This is a genomic window from Murdochiella massiliensis (assembly GCF_900059565.1).
Classification (GTDB): domain Bacteria; phylum Bacillota; class Clostridia; order Tissierellales; family Peptoniphilaceae; genus Murdochiella; species Murdochiella massiliensis.
Genome location: NZ_FIZW01000002.1, coordinates 995871 through 1014206, shown reverse-complemented (window position 1 = coordinate 1014206; position 18336 = coordinate 995871). Strand labels below are relative to the sequence as shown.

Here is an 18336-nt window from a genome sequence, read left to right as displayed (position 1 = left end):
TTGTGCAAGGCGCTCAACCCTATTGGCTCACGATGATTTACCGTTTCTCCTGTTTTTGACAGAAAGGATTTTTCATGGACGCATACGATCGTTATCTCTCGCCCCTTTCGACGCGCTATGCCAGCGACGAAATGCAGTTTCTCTTTTCCGCCCAGCATAAATTTCATCTGTGGCGTAAACTCTGGATTGCGCTTGCCCGTGCGGAAAGGGAACTTGGTCTGGCCATTACGGACGCACAAATCAAAGAAATGGAGAAAGTGGAAGACGACATCAACTTTTCCGTTGCCGAAGCACGGGAAAAAATCGTTCGCCATGATGTCATGAGTCACGTCTATGCCTTCGGTCAACAGGCGCCGAGTGCCGCGCCCATCATCCACCTGGGCGCCACGAGCTGCTATGTGACCGACAACACCGACCTCATCATCCTGCGTGAAGCGTCCATGGTGCTATTGCATAAAGCGGCGCAGGTGTTGGTCAATTTGCGTAGTTTTGCCGATCGTTACAAGGATGTTCCGGCGCTGGCCTATACGCATCTGCAGCCGGCACAGCTGACGACGCTGGGAAAACGTGCCACGCTATGGATGAACGAGCTCGCTATGGATATGGAACAGTTGCAATTCCAAATCGACCAATTGGCCTTCCGCGGAGCAAAAGGTACAACCGGCTCTCAGGCCAGTTTTATGGAGCTTTTTGACGGAGATGCCGAAAAAGTACAGGCGCTGGATGAAAAAATCGCCGCCGCCTTTGATTTTCCCCGCCTGATTCCGGTCTGCGGTCAAACCTATTCCCGCAAAATCGACTCGTTCTTCCTTTCCGCCTTGTCCGGCATCGCACAGAGCGCTTCCAAATTTGCGAACGATCTGCGCCTGTTACAGTCTTTTGAAGAGATGGAAGAACCCTTCCAGAAAGAACAGATCGGCTCCTCCGCCATGCCCTATAAGCGCAACCCGATGCGTGCGGAGCGTATGACCGCACTGGCTCGCTATGTCATGACGGACGCTTTAAATCCTGCCTTTACCGCAGCTACCCAGTGGATGGAACGCACGCTCGATGATTCTGCCAACAAGCGCATTGCCGTCGCTGAAGCGTTTCTTGCGACGGATGCGATTTTGAACATCTATATGAATGTCACGGAAAATATGACCGTCTATGAAGCCGTGGTACGCCGTCGTGTAATGGAAAAGCTGCCCTTCATGGCGACGGAAAATATTATGATGGAATCGGTAAAACGCGGCGGCAATCGCCAGGAACTTCATGAGCTGATTCGCGTGCATTCGCATGCGGCGGCACGTGCGGTCAAAGAGGGAAAACCGAACGATCTGATTGCGCGCCTGGCGCAAGAAACAAAGATTCCCCTCACCGAAGAGGAGATTCGCGCTCATTTGGAGCCTTCCGCCTACACCGGGCGTTGCCGCGAACAGGTGGAACGCTTCCTTGCCGACGTGGCCGATCCGTTGATTGCAAAGTATCACGATAGCGATCGTAAAATCACCTTATCCGTTTAAGCCGAACGCGAAGCATAGTTCGGGAGGTTCCGTTCTATGCCGCTTTTGCTCAAGTGTATCTCGCTTGTTCTGAACCTCAGGAGGTCATCATGCAGGAATGTCCATTAAAATACGGCTGTAACCCCAATCAGGTGCCGGCACGTCTGGATCGTGCCGATGGCGGTGAACTGCCTTTTACCGTCCTAAACGGCAACCCCGGCTATATCAACTTTCTGGATGCGTTAAACGCCTGGCAGCTGGTCCGTGAATTGGACGAAGCCACCGGAATGGCGGCTGCTGCCTCCTTTAAGCACGTTTCCCCCACATCCGCTGCGCTCGGTCTTCCCCTTCCGGATGTCCTGAAACGCGCCTGTTTTGTCGAGGATGTTGACGGTCTGGACGAGTCTCCGCTGGCTTCAGCCTATGCACGGGCACGCGGCACCGACCGTCTCAGCTCCTTCGGCGACTGGGCTGCCCTTTCTCGCCCTGTCGATGCCACCACCGCGCGCTTGCTTCGCCGGGAAGTTTCAGATGGCGTCATTGCGCCGGGCTATAGCGAGGAAGCGCTCGCGCTGTTACACGAAAAGAAAAACGGCAAGTATAACGTCGTTTCCATTGATCCCGACTATGTCCCACAACCCATGGAATCCAAAGAAGTGTTCGGCATTCGGTTTACGCAGAAGCGCAACGATTGCCGCTTTTCCCTCGATGCCTTGGGCGACATCGTCACCCAAGAAAAGAACCTGCCACCGACGGCAAAACGGGATCTTCTCGTTGCACTCATCACGCTAAAGTATACGCAGTCCAATTCCGTCTGTTTTGCGGTAGACGGGCAGGCCATCGGTGTCGGCGCGGGGCAACAATCCCGCATTCATTGTACACGCCTGGCCGGCGATAAAGCGGATACCTGGCGACTTCGTCAAAGCGAACGTGTGCTGTCGCTGCCGTTTCGCAGCGATTTAACGCGCGCTGCGCGCGATAACGTCATTGACCAATATCTACATGATTATGAAGAGGATGTCACCGCCGAGGATCGCTGGCCGTTGTATTTCACATCGCGTCCCGAGCCCTTCACCAAAGAAGAGCGCGCCGCCTATCTTCGTCGCGAGGCGCATCTCGCCCTCGCCAGCGATGCGTTTTTCCCCTTTGCCGATAATATTTTGCGTGCCGCACAGAGCGGCGTGCGCTACATTGCACAACCGGGCGGTTCTACCCGCGATGATGCCGTTCGACAGCAAGCGGACGCCTGCGGCATGACCATGGTCTTCACGCATCAGCGTCTATTCCATCACTAATGCAATTTGCATGTTTAAGAGTGCCGCGAGAAAAAACGACGCAAGGCATGAAAATCCGCGCGCGCAATGCGCGAAGCACAGAAAGAGGTGTCTGATGAATGTTTTGATCTTGGGCGGCGGTGGCCGCGAGCACGCCATCATCAAGGCGTTGCGCAAAAATCCGACCATTAACCGCATCTACTGCACACCGGGAAACGACGGCATGGATGGCGGAACGCCCTTTCCCATCGCCGTCGATGCCTTTCCAACGCTGCTGCAGTTTGCCAAAACCGAGCACGTCGACTATATCGTTGTCAGTCCCGACAATCCGCTCGTAGAGGGCGCGGTCGATTACTTTACCGAAGCGGGATTCCCTTGTTTCGGCCCGACCAAAGCCGCTGCGCAATTGGAAGGTTCCAAGATTTTTGCGAAAGCCTTTATGAAACGCCACGCCATTCCCACTGCACGCTATGAAGCCTTCGAGAATGTGCAGGAAGCCCGTGACTATGTGCATGCCGAAGCAAACGCCGGACGTCTTCCGCTGGTCATCAAAGCGGACGGTCTGGCACTGGGAAAGGGTGTCGTCATCGCCGAAACCGAAGAAGAAGCCCAGGAAACGCTTACGCGCTTTATGGAGAAAGATGCCTTCGGGGAAAGCGGTCATCGTCTCATCGTGGAAGAATTCATGGAAGGGCCGGAAGTGACGGTGCTCACCCTTACCGACGGCAAGACCATCGTTCCTCTCCTCTCCTCCATGGATCATAAACGCGCCTATGACGGCGACAAGGGACCCAACACGGGCGGCATGGGCGTCATTGCTCCCAATCCGTTCTATACCGAGGACATCGCCGAACTGTGCCGAAAAACCATTTTTGAACCGACCATAAACGGTATGCGCGAGGAGGGCATCCCCTTCAAAGGCTGCCTGTACTTCGGACTCATGCTCACAAAAGATGGCCCGAAAGTGGTGGAATACAACTGCCGCTTCGGCGATCCTGAGGCACAGGCTATCCTTCCTCTTCTTGAAAGCGACCTCTTCACCCTTTTTCAGGCCGTTACCAACGAAACACTGGATGCGGATATGGTGCAGTTTCAAGATGGCGCTTCCTGCTGCGTCGTTTTAGCTTCCGACGGCTACCCCAAAAAATACGAAAAGAATGTGGAAATTACACTTCCTCGTCACCTGCGCGATAAAATTTTCTGCGCCGGAGTGCGTAAAAAAGGAAGCACCTACTATACCAACGGCGGACGCGTGGTCGGCGTAGTCGAAACGGCGCCGACGCTTCGCGAAGCGATCGATAAAGCCTACAAAACGGCGGAATTCGTCACCTTTCGCAACAAGTTCTTCCGCACCGATATCGGACAGAAAGCGCTTGAAGCGCTGGAAAGGAGCCAAGCATGATTCGTCGTGTCTATGTTGAAAAGAAGCCCGCCCATGCGCAAGAAGCACGCGCGCTTCTGCATGACCTGCAGGATTTTGTGCAGGTGCGGTCACTCAAGAGTGTACGTATTTTGCATCGTTACGATGTGGAAGGCGTCGATGATGTCGTTTTTGCCCAAGCGGTCGAGACCATTTTTTCCGATCCTACGGTAGATGAGGTCATGGAAAAATTGCCGCAATCCGATGCGCATCTTTCCGTTGAGCCTCTTCCCGGCCAATTCGATCAGCGGGCCGACTCCGCTGAGCTCTGTCTGCGCCTGCTTTCTCGCGTGGAAGAGCCGCGCGTAAAAACCGCGCGCGTCTATCTTTTTGAAGGCACGCTTTCCGAAGAGGATCAGGATCGCCTGCGGACGCATCTTATCAACCCCGTGGAAGCACGCGAAGCATCCGATGCCCTTCCGGAAACCTTGCAGTGGGCGGAAACCGAGCCAAAAGCTGTGCCTACGCTGGAGGGATTCATCCATGCTGATGCCGAGGCGCTTGCCGCCTTCCGTGAGGAAAAAGGGCTCGCCATGGATGACGATGATCTTCTCTTCTGTCAGCGCTATTTCCAAAAAGAACAGCGCGATCCGACCGAAACCGAAATTCGTATGATTGACACGTATTGGTCGGATCACTGCCGTCATACCACGTTCCGCACCATCATTGATGAGGTGACCTTTGAAGATCGCCTGTTGCAGGATACCTATGAAACCTATCTTCGCCTTCGGAAAGAAACCGGGGACAGCAAGCCGATCTGTCTCATGGATATGGCCCTCATCGCTGCACGTTACCTGCGTAAAACCGGAAAACTCACCGGTGAGGATGTTTCGGAAGAAATCAACGCCTGCACGGTACACATGGACGTGACCATTGACGGCAAAAAAGAGCCGTGGTTGCTGTTGTTCAAAAACGAGACACACAATCATCCCACAGAAATCGAACCCTTCGGCGGTGCTTCCACCTGCATCGGCGGAGCCATTCGTGATCCGCTGTCCGGGCGTGCCTATGTCTATGCCGCCATGCGCGTAACCGGCGCGGCCGATCCGCGTACCCCTCTTGCCGAAACGCTGAAAGGGAAGCTTCCGCAGCGCAAAATCGTTACGGAAGCGGCGCAAGGCTATGCCTCCTACGGCAACCAGATCGGTCTGGCCACCGGCATGGTGCATGAAATCTACCATCCGGGCTATGCGGCAAAGCGTATGGAAATCGGAGCGGTCGTCGCCGCCACGCCGACAAAAAATGTTGTACGGGAAACACCGACTCCCGGTGATGTGGTCATTCTTCTCGGCGGACGTACCGGCCGCGACGGCATCGGTGGAGCCACCGGTTCCTCCAAGGCGCACACCCTGCATTCCGTGGAAACGGCAGGCGCAGAAGTACAAAAAGGAAATGCGCCGGAAGAGCGGAAATTGCAACGTTTCTTCCGTAATGCCGAAGCAGCGCGTATGATTAAGCGCTGCAACGATTTCGGCGCCGGCGGTGTATCGGTTGCCATCGGCGAAATGGCTGATGGCATCCATATCTATCTGGATCGCGTGCCCAAGAAATATGCCGGACTGGATGGTACCGAATTAGCCATCAGTGAATCGCAGGAACGCATGGCTGTGGTCATTGCGCCGGAAAATCGCGAGCGATTTATGACCCTTGCCGCATCCGAAAACCTGGAAGCTACTGTTGTGGCTGAAATTCAGGCCATCCCCCGTCTGCAAATGGAGTGGAACGGCCAAACCATTTTGGATCTTTCGCGTGAATTTTTAGATTCCAACGGCGCGGAAAAGCACATTTCCATCCCGGCAAGAGCCGCGACGTGGCAGCCGAAACCCACGACCGAAGAAAAAGACCTCGAAGCACTCTTTACCACGTTTGCCCGCAATTTGCGCAATGCCGATCAGCATGGTTTGGTGGATCGCTTCGATTCCACAATCGGTGCGGGAACGGTCCTCATGCCCTATGGCGGAAAAACGCATTCTACACCGATTCAGGCTATGGTGCATCAAATTGCCCTCGAAAAGGGGGAAACCGATACGGCATCCTTCATGTCCTGGGCCTACTCCCCGGAAGTAGCGGAAAAGAGTCCATATCACGGCGCTTATCTTGCGGTCGTTGAGTCGCTGGCAAAACTGCTGGCAACGGGTGCCGATCGAAAACAGACGTATCTGACCTTTCAGGAATACTTTAAGCGCCCCGGAGATATCCCTGAGCGTTGGCAGGAACCGCTCGAAGCCATTCTCGGCGCCCTACAGGCACAACTGGATCTCGAAGTCGGTTCCATTGGTGGAAAGGATTCCATGTCGGGCACCTTTGAATCCATGGATGTTCCGCCGACACTCGTCTCCTTCGCCATCACTACAAACAGCGTAAAACGCGTGCTTTCCCCCGAATGGAAAGCACCGGGTCAGTACTTGACGCTGCTGTGTCCGAACCAAAATCCCGCGGGATTACCGGAACTCGCTTCGTTGAACGCTCTCTTTACCTCCATGGAAGACCTCACGCAACGTGAAGATGTGCATAGCGCTTATGCGCTTGGCTACGGCGGACTGATGGAAGCGTTGGTGCTCTCCGCTGCCGGAAACGAAATCGGCGCCTCGTTAACGAAAGAAGTCACGCCGTCGCTTCTTACGACGCCCGGCTTCGGTGCCTTCCTCATCGCATCGGATAATCCGCTTGGTGACCTTCCCGGCGTGAACGTGCAGGAAATCGGCAAAACCACGGAAGCCTATACGCTGACCTTCCCGGATGCCACAATTGACCTGAAGAGTATTTCTGCCCTGCGAAAAGAAACACTTAAGGACATCTATCCCACGACACCGGCAGCGCCACCTGCCTCGCTTTTTGCCGAAGCGAAAGATGCCGTAGAGCTGGCGAAAAAACACGCCGAGTCGCATCCCTTCCCGATCTATCACGGCACAACCTTCTCCCTGCAAAATACGGCGCCAAGCGTTGTAATTCCCGTCTTTCCGGGAACGAACTGTGAAGTGGACTCGGCGCGCTATGTTGAACGCGCAGGACTTGTTCCCCGCATTCAGCTCGTACGCAACCAAACTACGGAAGACATCTCTCGAAGCGTCGAGGAAATGGCCGCAGCCCTTCGTGAGGCACAGATCCTCTTCCTTCCGGGCGGATTTTCCGGCGGGGATGAACCGGATGGCAGCGCCAAACTCATCAACGCCTTCTTCCGCAATGCGGAACTCGCCGATGCGCTCACCGACTTGTTAGATCGTCGTGAAGGGCTGATTTTGGGCATCTGCAACGGTTTCCAGGCACTGGTAAAACTCGGACTGCTCCCCTTCGGACGCCTGATGCCGCCCAGTCCTGAATTGACGACGCTCACGTACAATACGATCGGACGTCACCAGTCGCAGATGGTGACCACGCGCATCGTCACCAATAATTCGCCTTGGCTCGCCCATGTTACACCGGGACAATGCTTCCGCGTTCCCGTTTCCCACGGAGAAGGCCGTTTGCAGATGGATGAAGCGCGCTTAAAGCAGCTGTTTAAAAATGGTCAGGTTGCTGGACAGTATGTCGATGCGCATGGTGAACCAAGCATGGATATTGCCTACAATCCGAACGGGTCCTTGGGAGCTGTTGAGGCTCTGCTTTCGCCCAACGGACGAATCCTCGGCAAAATGGGGCACAGCGAGCGCACCGGTCGCTTCCTCTATCGGAATCTGCCGGAAGTTGCGGATCTTAAGTTGTTTGAAGCGGCAAAAGAGTACTTTAACAAAGAATAAAAAATTGCGTATCGAAGTGATTCACGCCTCGGCGTGAATCACTTCGGTCGTAAACACGAGCCCGGGCATGCATTCGGCCATGTCCCCGGCGATGCGTGAAAGCGCCTCCAAGCGCATATCTATCGATGTTTCCGCATTCCCTACAATGATAAAAATAGCATTTTTGGTATCGTCATCAAATTTATAGTTTTCTCCGTCGCGTACGCCCATCCAGGCCATAATGCCGTTCGCGTCGCGATATAGATAGTCCGTCTCCGCCACATGCTTTTTCGTGGATAAGATGGGTAAAAACTCATCTTCTTTTCCGCTCACCGTAAAGGTAATCGGCTCCGTCACCTTATCCCAGTCATGGCCGCCAATTGCTAAAAAGGAACGCAGCGACTCCACATTATAAATATCGACAATGGTGTTCACGTGTGGCATCGTGCCTCGCCTCTGGATGTTGCGAATCAGCGCAGGCACCGTCGGCGGATTCTTCTTCACGCTTCGTCCAACGCTTTGCATCATATTCAGATAGCCTTTGGTAATGGGATGTTCCATCGCCTCGTCCATCGACGTCGAAAGCGCCCATTCCTCCATTTTTCTCTGCTTATTTTTCAAATTTTCCGTCAATTCGGCTTGCGGATTGACGTTTTGCGCTAATCCGACCACAATATCCGTAATGCCCAAGTCGACCAAACTGGGATCCAAGATGAGTTTCATGCGTGTCCCTTTCTAATCCGTTGAGCCGAGTTTATTCGACGCGGTCGAAGTCACCCGGCGTAAGGGCATCCTCCAAATCCTTAAACGTCGCCGTGGACGTCGCCTTCTTCAAGCGATCGGGTGTAAGCGGCAAATCCGGATAGCGTTCCTGTAAATACAGCAACGGATCCTCAATCTTCGTTTCGCGCGTTCCGTGGGGATTCGTCCATCCCGTTTTTTCCTCGGTAACCGACCCGATGAGTTCTACACGACTGGCCTCGCCCATCACCTCTACCGCATAATCAAGCAACTTTTCAAGGTCCTTCATTTTGAACCGATAGACCATGTCTTTCATCGGAACAATCGATTCATCGGGATACGTTTGGGCCAGCTCCTTCCCCGTCATTTTTCCGGTCGCCTGGAAGACCACCCGAGGTAAATCCTCACGATCGGTACCTTTGGCCAAATTCGTTTCCTGCACCGCCAACGAAACGGTATCTTTATTTTGATCCATTGTCGGCAGGATGAGTTTGTCCTGATGACGGAGCAAATCGCCATTACCTTGATTGATGATGTTTGCCACTTTCAGTCCGGAAGGCGTTGGTTCCAAAATGGCCCAATAGCCGGCGGCCGTACCCTCTTTTGAACCGGCTGTCGTGGCATGGATGAGGTATTCCGGAACATCATCATCGTTCAGATCCATTCGTCCGAACGCATAACTGGGATTGCCTTCCGGCACATTGGCACGAAGGTCTTTTCCTTCATACAGATATCCATCGGAAGAAGCCAGTAACGGCAGATTCCAATTCCATTCCACCACGGCAGGATTATCTTTCATCATAGAAACCAGTTTTTCCCATTCGGCCTGCTGCGTACCGAGCGTAACGTCCTTGGCCTCTTTCGGGGGATTTCCGATCATACCGGCGGTACTTAAGTTCTCGGCAATAAATTGCGGACTGAGCGTTTTATCCAGCATACCGTATACTTTTTGGTACCGCTCCAGATCCTTTTCCTCTTTTTGGATCACATAAAAGCGTCCGTCTTCCGCTTCGGTGAAGCGCAAGCTGTGCGCCTTGTCCGCTTTTTCCAATTCCTCTTTTTTCTTGGCATCTACAAGAGAAACGGTAATCGCACCCGGAATTTTCAAGCCTTTTTCCAGCTTCTCTTTCAACTCCTTTTCGTCCATGCCCATCAGGCTCATCATCTGACGCGGGAAGAGGACAAAACCGTCTTTGGTTGGAAAAACATACAACTGTTCCGCCATTTTTTGTTGCGTGCGCAAGTCCAATCCGAGGCTGAGCGAAGGGTGCTGATAGAAAACGACCTTCGTATTGCCCAGACGCTGGCTTTCAAATACCGGTAATTCGGCTAATGCTTTCGACGACGGCGTGGACGGTACTTTTGCCGCCGCTTCTTCGGACGCTTTGGCTAAAGCTAACGAGGATTCTTCCTCCGGTGTACGTTCACTTGTCGATTGACTTTCCTGCGCTTGCTGTGTAGAAGACGCTACTTTGGACGACGCCGGGGCCTTGCTCGATGTGTTCGGCTTAGCTTCGTTGGAGCTCGGTGCTTTTTCCGTTGTATTCGCCTTTTCGCTCGCCGGCGCTTTGCTGCTTGCCTCCTGCGTCGATTTTTGGCTGGACGTCGACGGCCGAACGACTAAATTGCCGCTCTTTTCGCTGGATTCCGGTTTGGAATTTTCCGGCAGACTCATGGAATCATACGATACGCGAGATAGTGATTCCTGCGTATCAAAGCCCGGTCCTTCAGCGATTATGGAACTTTCTACCGAAGAGGAATGGGCTTCCTCGAACGATTCCTGATAGCTTCCGGAGAGTCCATTATCGACAATGGTATTCGGTTTTTCATTCAATTTTAGAGCGCCAAAAAGCACACCTGTCCCGGCAACAAGAATGCCAACCAGTGCGCCGATCTTTTTTTTATCCTGATTGCTTAACATACGCCCTCCTTCAGCCGTTTTCTCTCCCTTTCAGTATAGCGAACGCCCACGAATATTGCACAGACGAAGAGATTTTCTTTTTTTGTTATCGTATCGAAGAGGAGTGAATAAAATGTGTCCTTTCGGCTTCCGGATACGAAATACCTTTTCAAAAAACATCTTAGTAAAAATCGTGTTCTCTGACGGGTAATTCTCTTGTTGCATAAGCAGAATGCAAATGGGTATACAGAACGGCGTTACATAAAGTAAAATCGTGATTTGCCAATCCGACGCAAGTACTAAATCCAATGCAAATAACTCAATCCGGTGCAAGTAGAAGAAGGATGCCATGCTGAAAAAACTTTATCCTTATACGAAAAATGTGCGTCTTCAGGTTTTTCTCACCCCGATGCTGATGATTCTGGAAGTATTCGGCGATATCGTCATTCCCATGATGATGGTGCGTCTTGTCGATCAGGGAATCGCGCAAAACGATCATACCTTCATTCTGCAACAATCTCTACGAATGATCGGTGTGGCGTTAATCAGCATGTTCTTTGGTATTCTCAGCTCGCGCTCAGGCGCTACCGCCGGTTTCGGCATCGCCGGTAATCTGCGAAAGGCGGCTTACAGCGCCGTTCAGAAGTTTTCCTATCACAACATCGATAAAATCAGTGTGCCTTCTCTTATCACGCGTCTGACCAGCGACATCGACACCGTCGGCATGGTCGCCATGATGAGCCTGCGCATGGCGTTTCGCTTCCCTTTTCTACTGCTCTTCGCCCTGATTTTTTCGTTTCGTCTGCATTCCAGTTTAGCGCTGATTTTCCTCGTGATGCTTCCTCTTTGCGCCATAGTATTCTTGCTTGTTTTTCGTAAAGCACTGCCGGTCTTTCTTGCGGCGCGCAAGCGTGTGGACGGCTTAAATGCGATGATTCAGGAGCAGCTTAACGGGATACACATCATCACCGCTTTTGGACGACAGAACCATGCAGCCGAACGATTTGATACACCGAATCGCGACTTACTGAACACCGAGCTTCGCCAGGTACACATCCTCAGTCTGGTGAATCCGCTCTCCAGCATATTGTTTTATTTTACGCTGCTTTTCGTTCTCTATCGGGGCGGTTTACTCATTTATAACGGTGAGATGCTGCCCGGAACGATCATCGGCTTCGTTACGTATGTTTTCCAGGTCATGATGGCCGTTATGATGATTAGTATGTTTCTCGTGAACTTTTCGTTCGGGTATACCTCGCTGAAGCGCATTTTTGAAATCATCGATACGACGTCCGAAATACAGGAATTACCCAATGCCCTGGAATCCCTCCCAGACGGTTCTGTACGTTTTGATCATGTCTCCTTTCGCTATCCCGACTACCGGGAAGATACCCTTCATGACATCTGCTTTTCTCTTGCTTCCGGCGAACATTTAGGCATCATCGGTCCGACCGGTTCGGCAAAGTCGACGCTGGTCAAGCTCATTGCCCGCCTGTATGACGTCGATCAAGGCGCTATTTATGTCGGTGGAAACAACGTCAAAAACTATTCCCTTCATGCGTTACGTGAAAATATCGGCATCGTTTTGCAAAAAAATACCCTGATTTCCGGCACCATTCGCAGCAATATGCAATGGGGCAAAGCGAATGCAACGGACGAAGAAATTATAGACGCCCTGAAAAAGGCGCAGGCATGGGAATTCGTATCCCGCTATCCCGAGACGCTGGACCATGAAGTCGAGCAAAACGGAAGCAATTTTTCCGGTGGACAAAAGCAGCGTCTTACCATCGCTCGTGCGCTGATCAAACGACCGAAAATACTCATTTTAGATGACTCAACCAGCGCCTTGGATATGGCAACCGACGCCAAGCTCCGGCGCGTCTTGCAAGAAGAGCTTACAGGAGTCACGACCATTACCATTGCCCAGCGCATCGATTCGCTTCGCTCTTGCGATCAGATTTTAGTACTCGACGCCGGATGTCTTGATGCCATCGGCACGCACGAAACTTTGCTCGCTACTTCGGCTATCTACAGAGATATTGCCGAATCGCAGGAAGGAGGAATCTCCGAATGAAGTCCTCTTCAACACATCGTCCGACATTGAATTTTCCGGTATTAAAGCGACTGTTTTCCTATTTTCGCTATAATAAGAAACTGTTTTTCGGCGGATTACTGATGGTCGTCGCCTCCACATTCTTAGGCGTTTTAGGCAATGGACTCTTAGCTCCCGTCGTGGATGCGGTGGCTGTAGATCATGATTTGCATCGTTTCTTCTTTGCTATGGGAGAGATGATCCTCGTGTTTACCTTCGCAACCATCACCGAATACTATGGTTTTCTTTGGCTGGCGCAGCTTGCGCAACGCACCATTTACCAGCTACGAAAAGAGATGAATGCGCACATGCTATCTTTGCCCGTCACCTATTTTGACCATACGGCGCACGGCAAAATCATGTCTTCCTTCACCAATGACATCGATACCTTGTCCATGACCATCCAAGAATCGCTTCCGCAGTTTCTTCTTTCCGTTATTCAGTTCACCTCGACCCTGTTGATGATGTTCTTTCTGCGTTGGCAACTGACCTTGATCGTCATCGCCTTTTTGGCACTCACGCTTCTCCTTTTGCGCTTCATTTCGTTAAAGAGCGGAAAATACTATCGCTTACGGCAAAAACAGATCGGAGAAATGAACGGCTATATTGAAGAAATGCTCTCTGCGCAGCAGGTCGTTCAGCTGTTCAATCAGCAGGATGCCGCGGTTGCAGAGTTTAATCGCCGTTCGGATGACGTGCAGCACGTAGCAACCAATGCCTCCACTTTCGGTGTGATAAGCTTCCCCATTATGGGCAACTTCTCCTACGTACTCTATGCCATTATCGCATTAGTCGGCAGCTTTTATACCATAGGAAACATCATGACCATCGGCGCACTGACCGCTTTTATGCAATATACGCGCACCATCAACCGTCCGGTAACCATGGTCGCTCAACAGCTTAACGGTGTCCTGTCCGCCATCGCAGGCGCAGAGCGCATCTTCCGGCTGATGGATGAACCCGCTGAAAATATGGACGGTGCCATTCGATTAGAAAAGGACGTACAAACACAGGAGCTGTTTTGGGTAGTCGCAGAGAACGAGGATAAAGACAAGGTGAGAAAAACACCGGTTCATGGCGATGTGCGCTTTACTGACGTACACTTCGGCTATGACGCCGAGCATCCGGTTCTCAAGGGTATCTCCCTCTATGCCAAACCGGGACAAAAAATTGCGCTGGTGGGCTCAACCGGCGCAGGAAAAACAACCATTACGAATTTAATCAATCGCTTTTATGAAATTGATGCCGGAGAAATCACGATTGACGGTTTGCCGCTTCAAGAAATTCAGAAGGAAGATCTGCGATCGCTACTTTCGATGGTATTACAGGAAACGCATCTCTTTAGCGGAACCATTCGCGAGAATATCCGCTTCGGCAGGCTCGACGCAACCGATGAAGAAGTAGAATATGCTGCAAAACTGGCCAATGCAGACAGCTTTATCCGTCAACTAAAAGATGGCTACGACACAATGATTTCCGATACCGACGAAGAATTGTCGCAGGGAAAACGCCAGCTTTTAGCCATTGCCCGTGCAGCCGTAGCCGACCCGGTCATCCTTATTCTGGATGAAGCGACCAGTTCGGTGGACACCTATACCGAGAAGCTGATCGCCAAAGGCATGGATCAGTTAATGCAGGGAAGAACCACTTTTGTCATCGCCCATCGTCTCTCCACTGTACGCGATGCAAATGCCATTATGGTGCTGGAAGACGGAAAAATTGTAGAACGCGGCGATCATGAAGATCTCCTGCGCCAGAAAGGGCGCTATTATCGTTTGAATAAGGGGTTGGAAGAGTTGGCTTAGTCTATCATCAGAAAAAAGTCATAAATAATTTTAAGTCGTGCAAAAACACTTTGTCCCTCTCATCCGTTCTATAAGTGAAGACCAAGGAAAGGAGGACGCCCATGGTTGCCGAGCTTTATACCGTATTTGGAAGCGAATTACTCTATTATTGCTGCATGATGTGCAGAAATATCGGCGATGCGGAAGATCTACTGCAGGAGACCTTCCTCAAGGCGCTCTCTCACCAAGATCTTTTGGACGGCATGGAAACCAAACAGCGCCGAGCGTGGCTCTATAAAGTGGCACGAAACCTCTTTTATGACCAATGTCGACGCCGAGCGGTAGAGAAAAAGTATGCCCCTGCATCCGATACCGAGGAAGATACCGCATATTCCGAGGCGGAGGTTGGCTTTCTGCTTTCCGTTTTGCCGTCTGATTTATCAGAGCTGTTTATCAAGCGCTATCTTGAGGGCTATAACTCAAAAGAGTTGGCGGAGCAGTACGGTTGCTCTGCTTCCGGTATTCGCGCGAAGCTTAGCCGCGCCAGAAAAATACTACGCGAAGAATGTTCTCAATAGCCATATTTCTGCCAAAAAGGAGGATCAAATGAAAAAGAAAATCATCAATTGTGCCATTTGTGACGCTCGAAATGTTTCGGAAGAATCCCTCACCGGTTATGATCAGATCATGATCAATGCCGCCATAATTTTAACTACTGAACGCGCTAAACAACTATTGGACCGCTATCCGGTCACGCTGAACGTAGCAAACGTCACGATGCTGCCGGATAATGCGGATCTCACCGAAAAAGTGGTCAACCATGAATTTTCACTCGGGCCGGAAGCGGACGGAAAAGATTGCTTGCTGGTGGTAAACGGAAGGCTCACCTTAGAAAACGGAAGTTTGGCCGCTGCGGAAAGTTTTTACCAAATTGTTGCCAACGGAACCGTCCTGATGCCCCGCAGTTTTAATGGAAAACTGCATCATTTGAAGAATAATGGAAAAATCATCTACTATCCGGATGGTGCGTCACTCCTAAATTCCACAACATCCATTGATGATCTCTTTGTACAGCGTGCACAAAACGATTTCTATTATTGTCTCGATACCTTGTTCTTCCTTGATACCTCTCCTAACACGACCAGAATAGAAGAAAAAGAACTTCGTTTTTCCGCTGAAAAAGTAGTGATTGCTGAGAGCCTGATGCCCGCTCTGTTGCCGCGGATTGAGGAAGAAACCAAAGTGATTCCTGTCCCGGACGGAACCGTATTATTAGAGGAAGACGTTGCGTTAAAACCGCGTACCATCAAAAAGTACGGCTCTAAACTTTACGTTGACGGCGACATCACCATCAAGGATAAAGAAGCGTTGGATCGCTTAGAATACCTCTATGTAACCGGAGACGCGCGCGTCCTCAAGAGCTTGGAAGACACCTTTCTTGACCAATCCTTTGTTTACGATACGCTAAAGGTCATTGATCCGGAAATCGGCTATGTATCGGAAAAAATATCGGCAAAGGTGGGACCACAACTGCTTCGCAGCTATCCCAAAGGCGTTGTTGTGGAAGAATGCGCTGTGGTAAAACTTTCCCCCGATCTTTCTCCGGCAGACATTCTGAAAAACTTAACCATTCGCGAATGTGCTACCGTCAAATGCACGAAAGAGCAGGAGGAGGCGGTCAGCATGATTGCGGAAGAAATCGCCTCCATTGATACGAATTCGGACGGCGAAGAAAAAAGCGGTCTCTTGGGTGGCTTCTTAGGAGATATTTTCCATGATCTCAAAGATACGCAGCTGATCAACGCAGCAGAGTATAAACTCTAATCTTTCTTTGAAAAGAAAAAAGGTGCTGCGTGCGAACTTGATGCTCGTTCGCACGCAGCACCTTTGCATAAAAAGACGGTTTTGCGCTTTCATCTCGTCAGCTTGTTTAATCAAAATAGACTTTCCAATGCGGATCGTCTTTTGCCGCAAAGCATTGGCGTATTGCGCGTTCATTCACGCGAGCTTCGCTAAGGCGCGGCAATTCCTCCAAACCGAAGAATCGAGCATCCGTGGTTTCCGCGTTCGGCTGAAACCCTTCTTCGTCTGTATGGATTTCCTCCGCGATGACGTAAATTTTATAGATATCAAAAGGCGTGACGTAAATGTAGTCCTCTTTTGTGGGATCTTCTATGGCGACAACGGATTTCGTACGCACCCGAAGGCCCGCCTCTTCCCATACTTCTTTTTCCGCATTTTCCGCCAGCGTCAAACCGGCATCACACCATCCTCCCGGAAGCGACCACGCATCTTTGGGGCGTTTTTCCTGCACCAGAAGAATTTGCTCTCCACGAAATACCGCCACACGCACCTCCACATTCGGCGTGCGATATACCGACGATGTCGGCGCAAAAAGTCCTAAGACCTTGCGCGTGGAAATACCTGTTTTTTTAGCCAGCATTTCATTGGCCAGTAAAGAAATCGCATCAAAGCGCTCTTTGTCGAACGGATCTTTTGTATAGGCTTGCCCCTGTTGCGCATAAAATTGCAGTTGTTTTGCCCAGGAGAGCCACGGCTCATAACGATTGGCCCACTGTAAATGCGGATCCCGGGTCTTTACCGGGTCAAGAAAACTCTCCAATTCCTGCCAGAAATAAATCAGACGCAAGCGTACCGGTTCCGACAGCGACCGGTCAGAGCATAGCGACCACGACAGCGGAACCCATTTCGCATCCACGGTCTCGCCCTCTTGCAGGCGAATGTTTTCAATGTCCACGTCGCGTGACAGGAAAAACGCATGCATCCGGGCATTCTGCTCACGTCTGGCGATAAGATTGCCTAAATAGACCAATTCGTCTTCGGCCGCCTCAATCCCTGTCTCCTCAACAAGTTCGCGAACCGCCGCCTGACGAAGTGTTTCGCCCGCCTGCACAGCGCCGCCGGTGTTTTCCCATTCGAGCGGATGACTTTTGGTTTCTGCCCGACGGGTAAGCAAAATTTCCCGCTTGCTGTTGATGGTAAAGACACACACCAGATGCAAATACGTCCCTTCGGGAATGGCCCGCCCGCGAATGTGTTTTCCAACATAGCTGCCGTCGCTTTTCCGGTACAGATCCTGATATTCCACAACATCACCCTTTTTTCTTTCCGCTTTGCATCGGAACCTTCAATTCCTGACGAAATTTTTTGATGATTTTCTTTTCAATGCGCGAAACGGTCATCTGGCTGATATTCAACTCCTCCGCAATCGAAATTTGCGTGCGTTTCTCAAAATAGCGGTAGAGAAAAATGCGTTTTTCCAGGTCATTAAGCGTTGCCGTCAGACGATCCACAACGTCGTTAAAGTCAATTTCATTGAAGCGTTCATCCTCTTCACCGATCAAATCGCCAAGGCTCATTTCCTGATCGTCAACGCCCGTATCCAACGTTTTGTCCAAAGATTGCGGCGCATAGACTTTAGAAGCTTCCATCGCTTCCAGTACCTGCTCCGTACTGACGCCGAGACGTTCCGCCACCTCGTCCACCGTCGGCTGACGTTGCAATTCTTGCGCCAGTGACAAGCGGGCAATATTCACCTTCTTTGACAATTCCTGAATGCGACGTGGAACGCGAATCACCCAGCCCTTGTCCCGAAAATGGCGTTTCAGCTCGCCGACAATGGTGGGCGTGGCAAAACTGGAAAAAGCGAAGCCTTTGGATACATCATAGCGGTCCACCGCAAAAATAAGCCCTAACGACGCCACTTGCAAAAGATCATCATATTCAATCCCGCGATTGACGTATTTTTTCGCCAATATTTCCGCAATATATAGATGATCGGTGATGATTTTTTCTCGCAGTTTCGGATCGCCCGTTTCGGCTAAACGACGGAATTCTTCCCGTTCCTCGTCGAGTCTCGCTTTACGCGGGTCTTTTCCATTTTCTCGCTCGTTCGCCATCACTC

Annotated in this window: 12 protein-coding genes; 8 read left to right on the top strand and 4 right to left on the bottom strand. The window is 51.3% G+C overall.

Annotated elements, in window-relative coordinates; all coding sequences use genetic code 11:
* The first annotated feature begins 74 nt into the window (after positions 1-74).
* From purB to BN3910_RS06100, 4 genes are all read left to right on the top strand, one after another.
* Positions 75-1505 carry an adenylosuccinate lyase gene (gene purB / locus BN3910_RS06115; RefSeq protein WP_066925420.1) on the top strand — a complete coding sequence of 477 codons (1431 nt, stop codon included), beginning with the start codon at positions 75-77 and terminating at the stop codon, positions 1503-1505.
* A gap of 89 nt (positions 1506-1594) precedes the next feature.
* Complete coding sequence (locus BN3910_RS06110; protein WP_066925416.1) at positions 1595-2779, top strand: phosphoribosylaminoimidazolecarboxamide formyltransferase; 1185 nt, start codon at positions 1595-1597, stop codon at positions 2777-2779.
* A 94-nt stretch (positions 2780-2873) separates the two neighbouring features.
* Positions 2874-4160, top strand: a complete 1287-nt coding sequence (gene purD, locus BN3910_RS06105; protein WP_066925413.1) for a phosphoribosylamine--glycine ligase — start codon at positions 2874-2876, stop codon at positions 4158-4160.
* Entirely contained in the window at positions 4157-7915 is a 3759-nt protein-coding gene (locus tag BN3910_RS06100; protein ID WP_066925410.1) for a phosphoribosylformylglycinamidine synthase, read from the top strand. Before purD ends, BN3910_RS06100 begins: the two co-directional genes overlap by 4 nt.
* 21 nt (positions 7916-7936) lie before the next feature.
* Here the strand turns inward: BN3910_RS06100 and BN3910_RS06095 are convergent, their stop codons facing one another.
* Positions 7937-8617, bottom strand: a complete 681-nt coding sequence (locus tag BN3910_RS06095; protein ID WP_066925407.1) for a B3/B4 domain-containing protein — start codon at positions 8615-8617, stop codon at positions 7937-7939.
* A gap of 31 nt (positions 8618-8648) precedes the next feature.
* Entirely contained in the window at positions 8649-10556 is a 1908-nt protein-coding gene (locus BN3910_RS06090; protein ID WP_066925404.1) for a hypothetical protein, read from the bottom strand.
* 328 nt (positions 10557-10884) lie between these two features.
* Here BN3910_RS06090 and BN3910_RS06080 point away from each other — a divergent pair, with 328 nt between their 5' ends.
* From BN3910_RS06080 to BN3910_RS06065, 4 genes are all read left to right on the top strand, one after another.
* A complete protein-coding gene (locus tag BN3910_RS06080; protein WP_066925397.1) occupies positions 10885-12609 on the top strand; it encodes an ABC transporter ATP-binding protein in 1725 nt (574 codons plus the stop codon).
* Positions 12606-14432 (top strand): ABC transporter ATP-binding protein, encoded by a 1827-nt coding sequence (locus BN3910_RS06075; RefSeq protein WP_066925394.1) that lies wholly within the window; start codon positions 12606-12608, stop codon positions 14430-14432. The genes BN3910_RS06080 and BN3910_RS06075 overlap by 4 nt, the downstream gene beginning before the upstream one ends.
* 101 nt (positions 14433-14533) lie before the next feature.
* Positions 14534-14989 carry an RNA polymerase sigma factor gene (locus BN3910_RS06070; RefSeq protein ID WP_066925391.1) on the top strand — a complete coding sequence of 152 codons (456 nt, stop codon included), beginning with the start codon at positions 14534-14536 and terminating at the stop codon, positions 14987-14989.
* 28 nt (positions 14990-15017) lie between these two features.
* On the top strand, positions 15018-16235 hold the full coding sequence (locus BN3910_RS06065) for a hypothetical protein (RefSeq protein WP_066925387.1): 1218 nt from the start codon (positions 15018-15020) through the stop codon (positions 16233-16235).
* Between the two features lie 106 nt (positions 16236-16341).
* Here BN3910_RS06065 and BN3910_RS07690 read toward each other — a convergent pair whose 3' ends face one another.
* Together BN3910_RS07690 and BN3910_RS06055 are read right to left on the bottom strand one after the other, a co-directional pair.
* Positions 16342-17520, bottom strand: a complete 1179-nt coding sequence (locus BN3910_RS07690; RefSeq protein ID WP_066925383.1) for an NUDIX hydrolase N-terminal domain-containing protein — start codon at positions 17518-17520, stop codon at positions 16342-16344.
* A 4-nt stretch (positions 17521-17524) separates the two neighbouring features.
* Positions 17525-18331: a SigB/SigF/SigG family RNA polymerase sigma factor gene (locus BN3910_RS06055; protein ID WP_066925380.1), complete on the bottom strand. Its 807-nt coding sequence runs from the start codon at positions 18329-18331 to the stop codon at positions 17525-17527.
* Between the last annotated feature and the right edge of the window lie 5 nt (positions 18332-18336).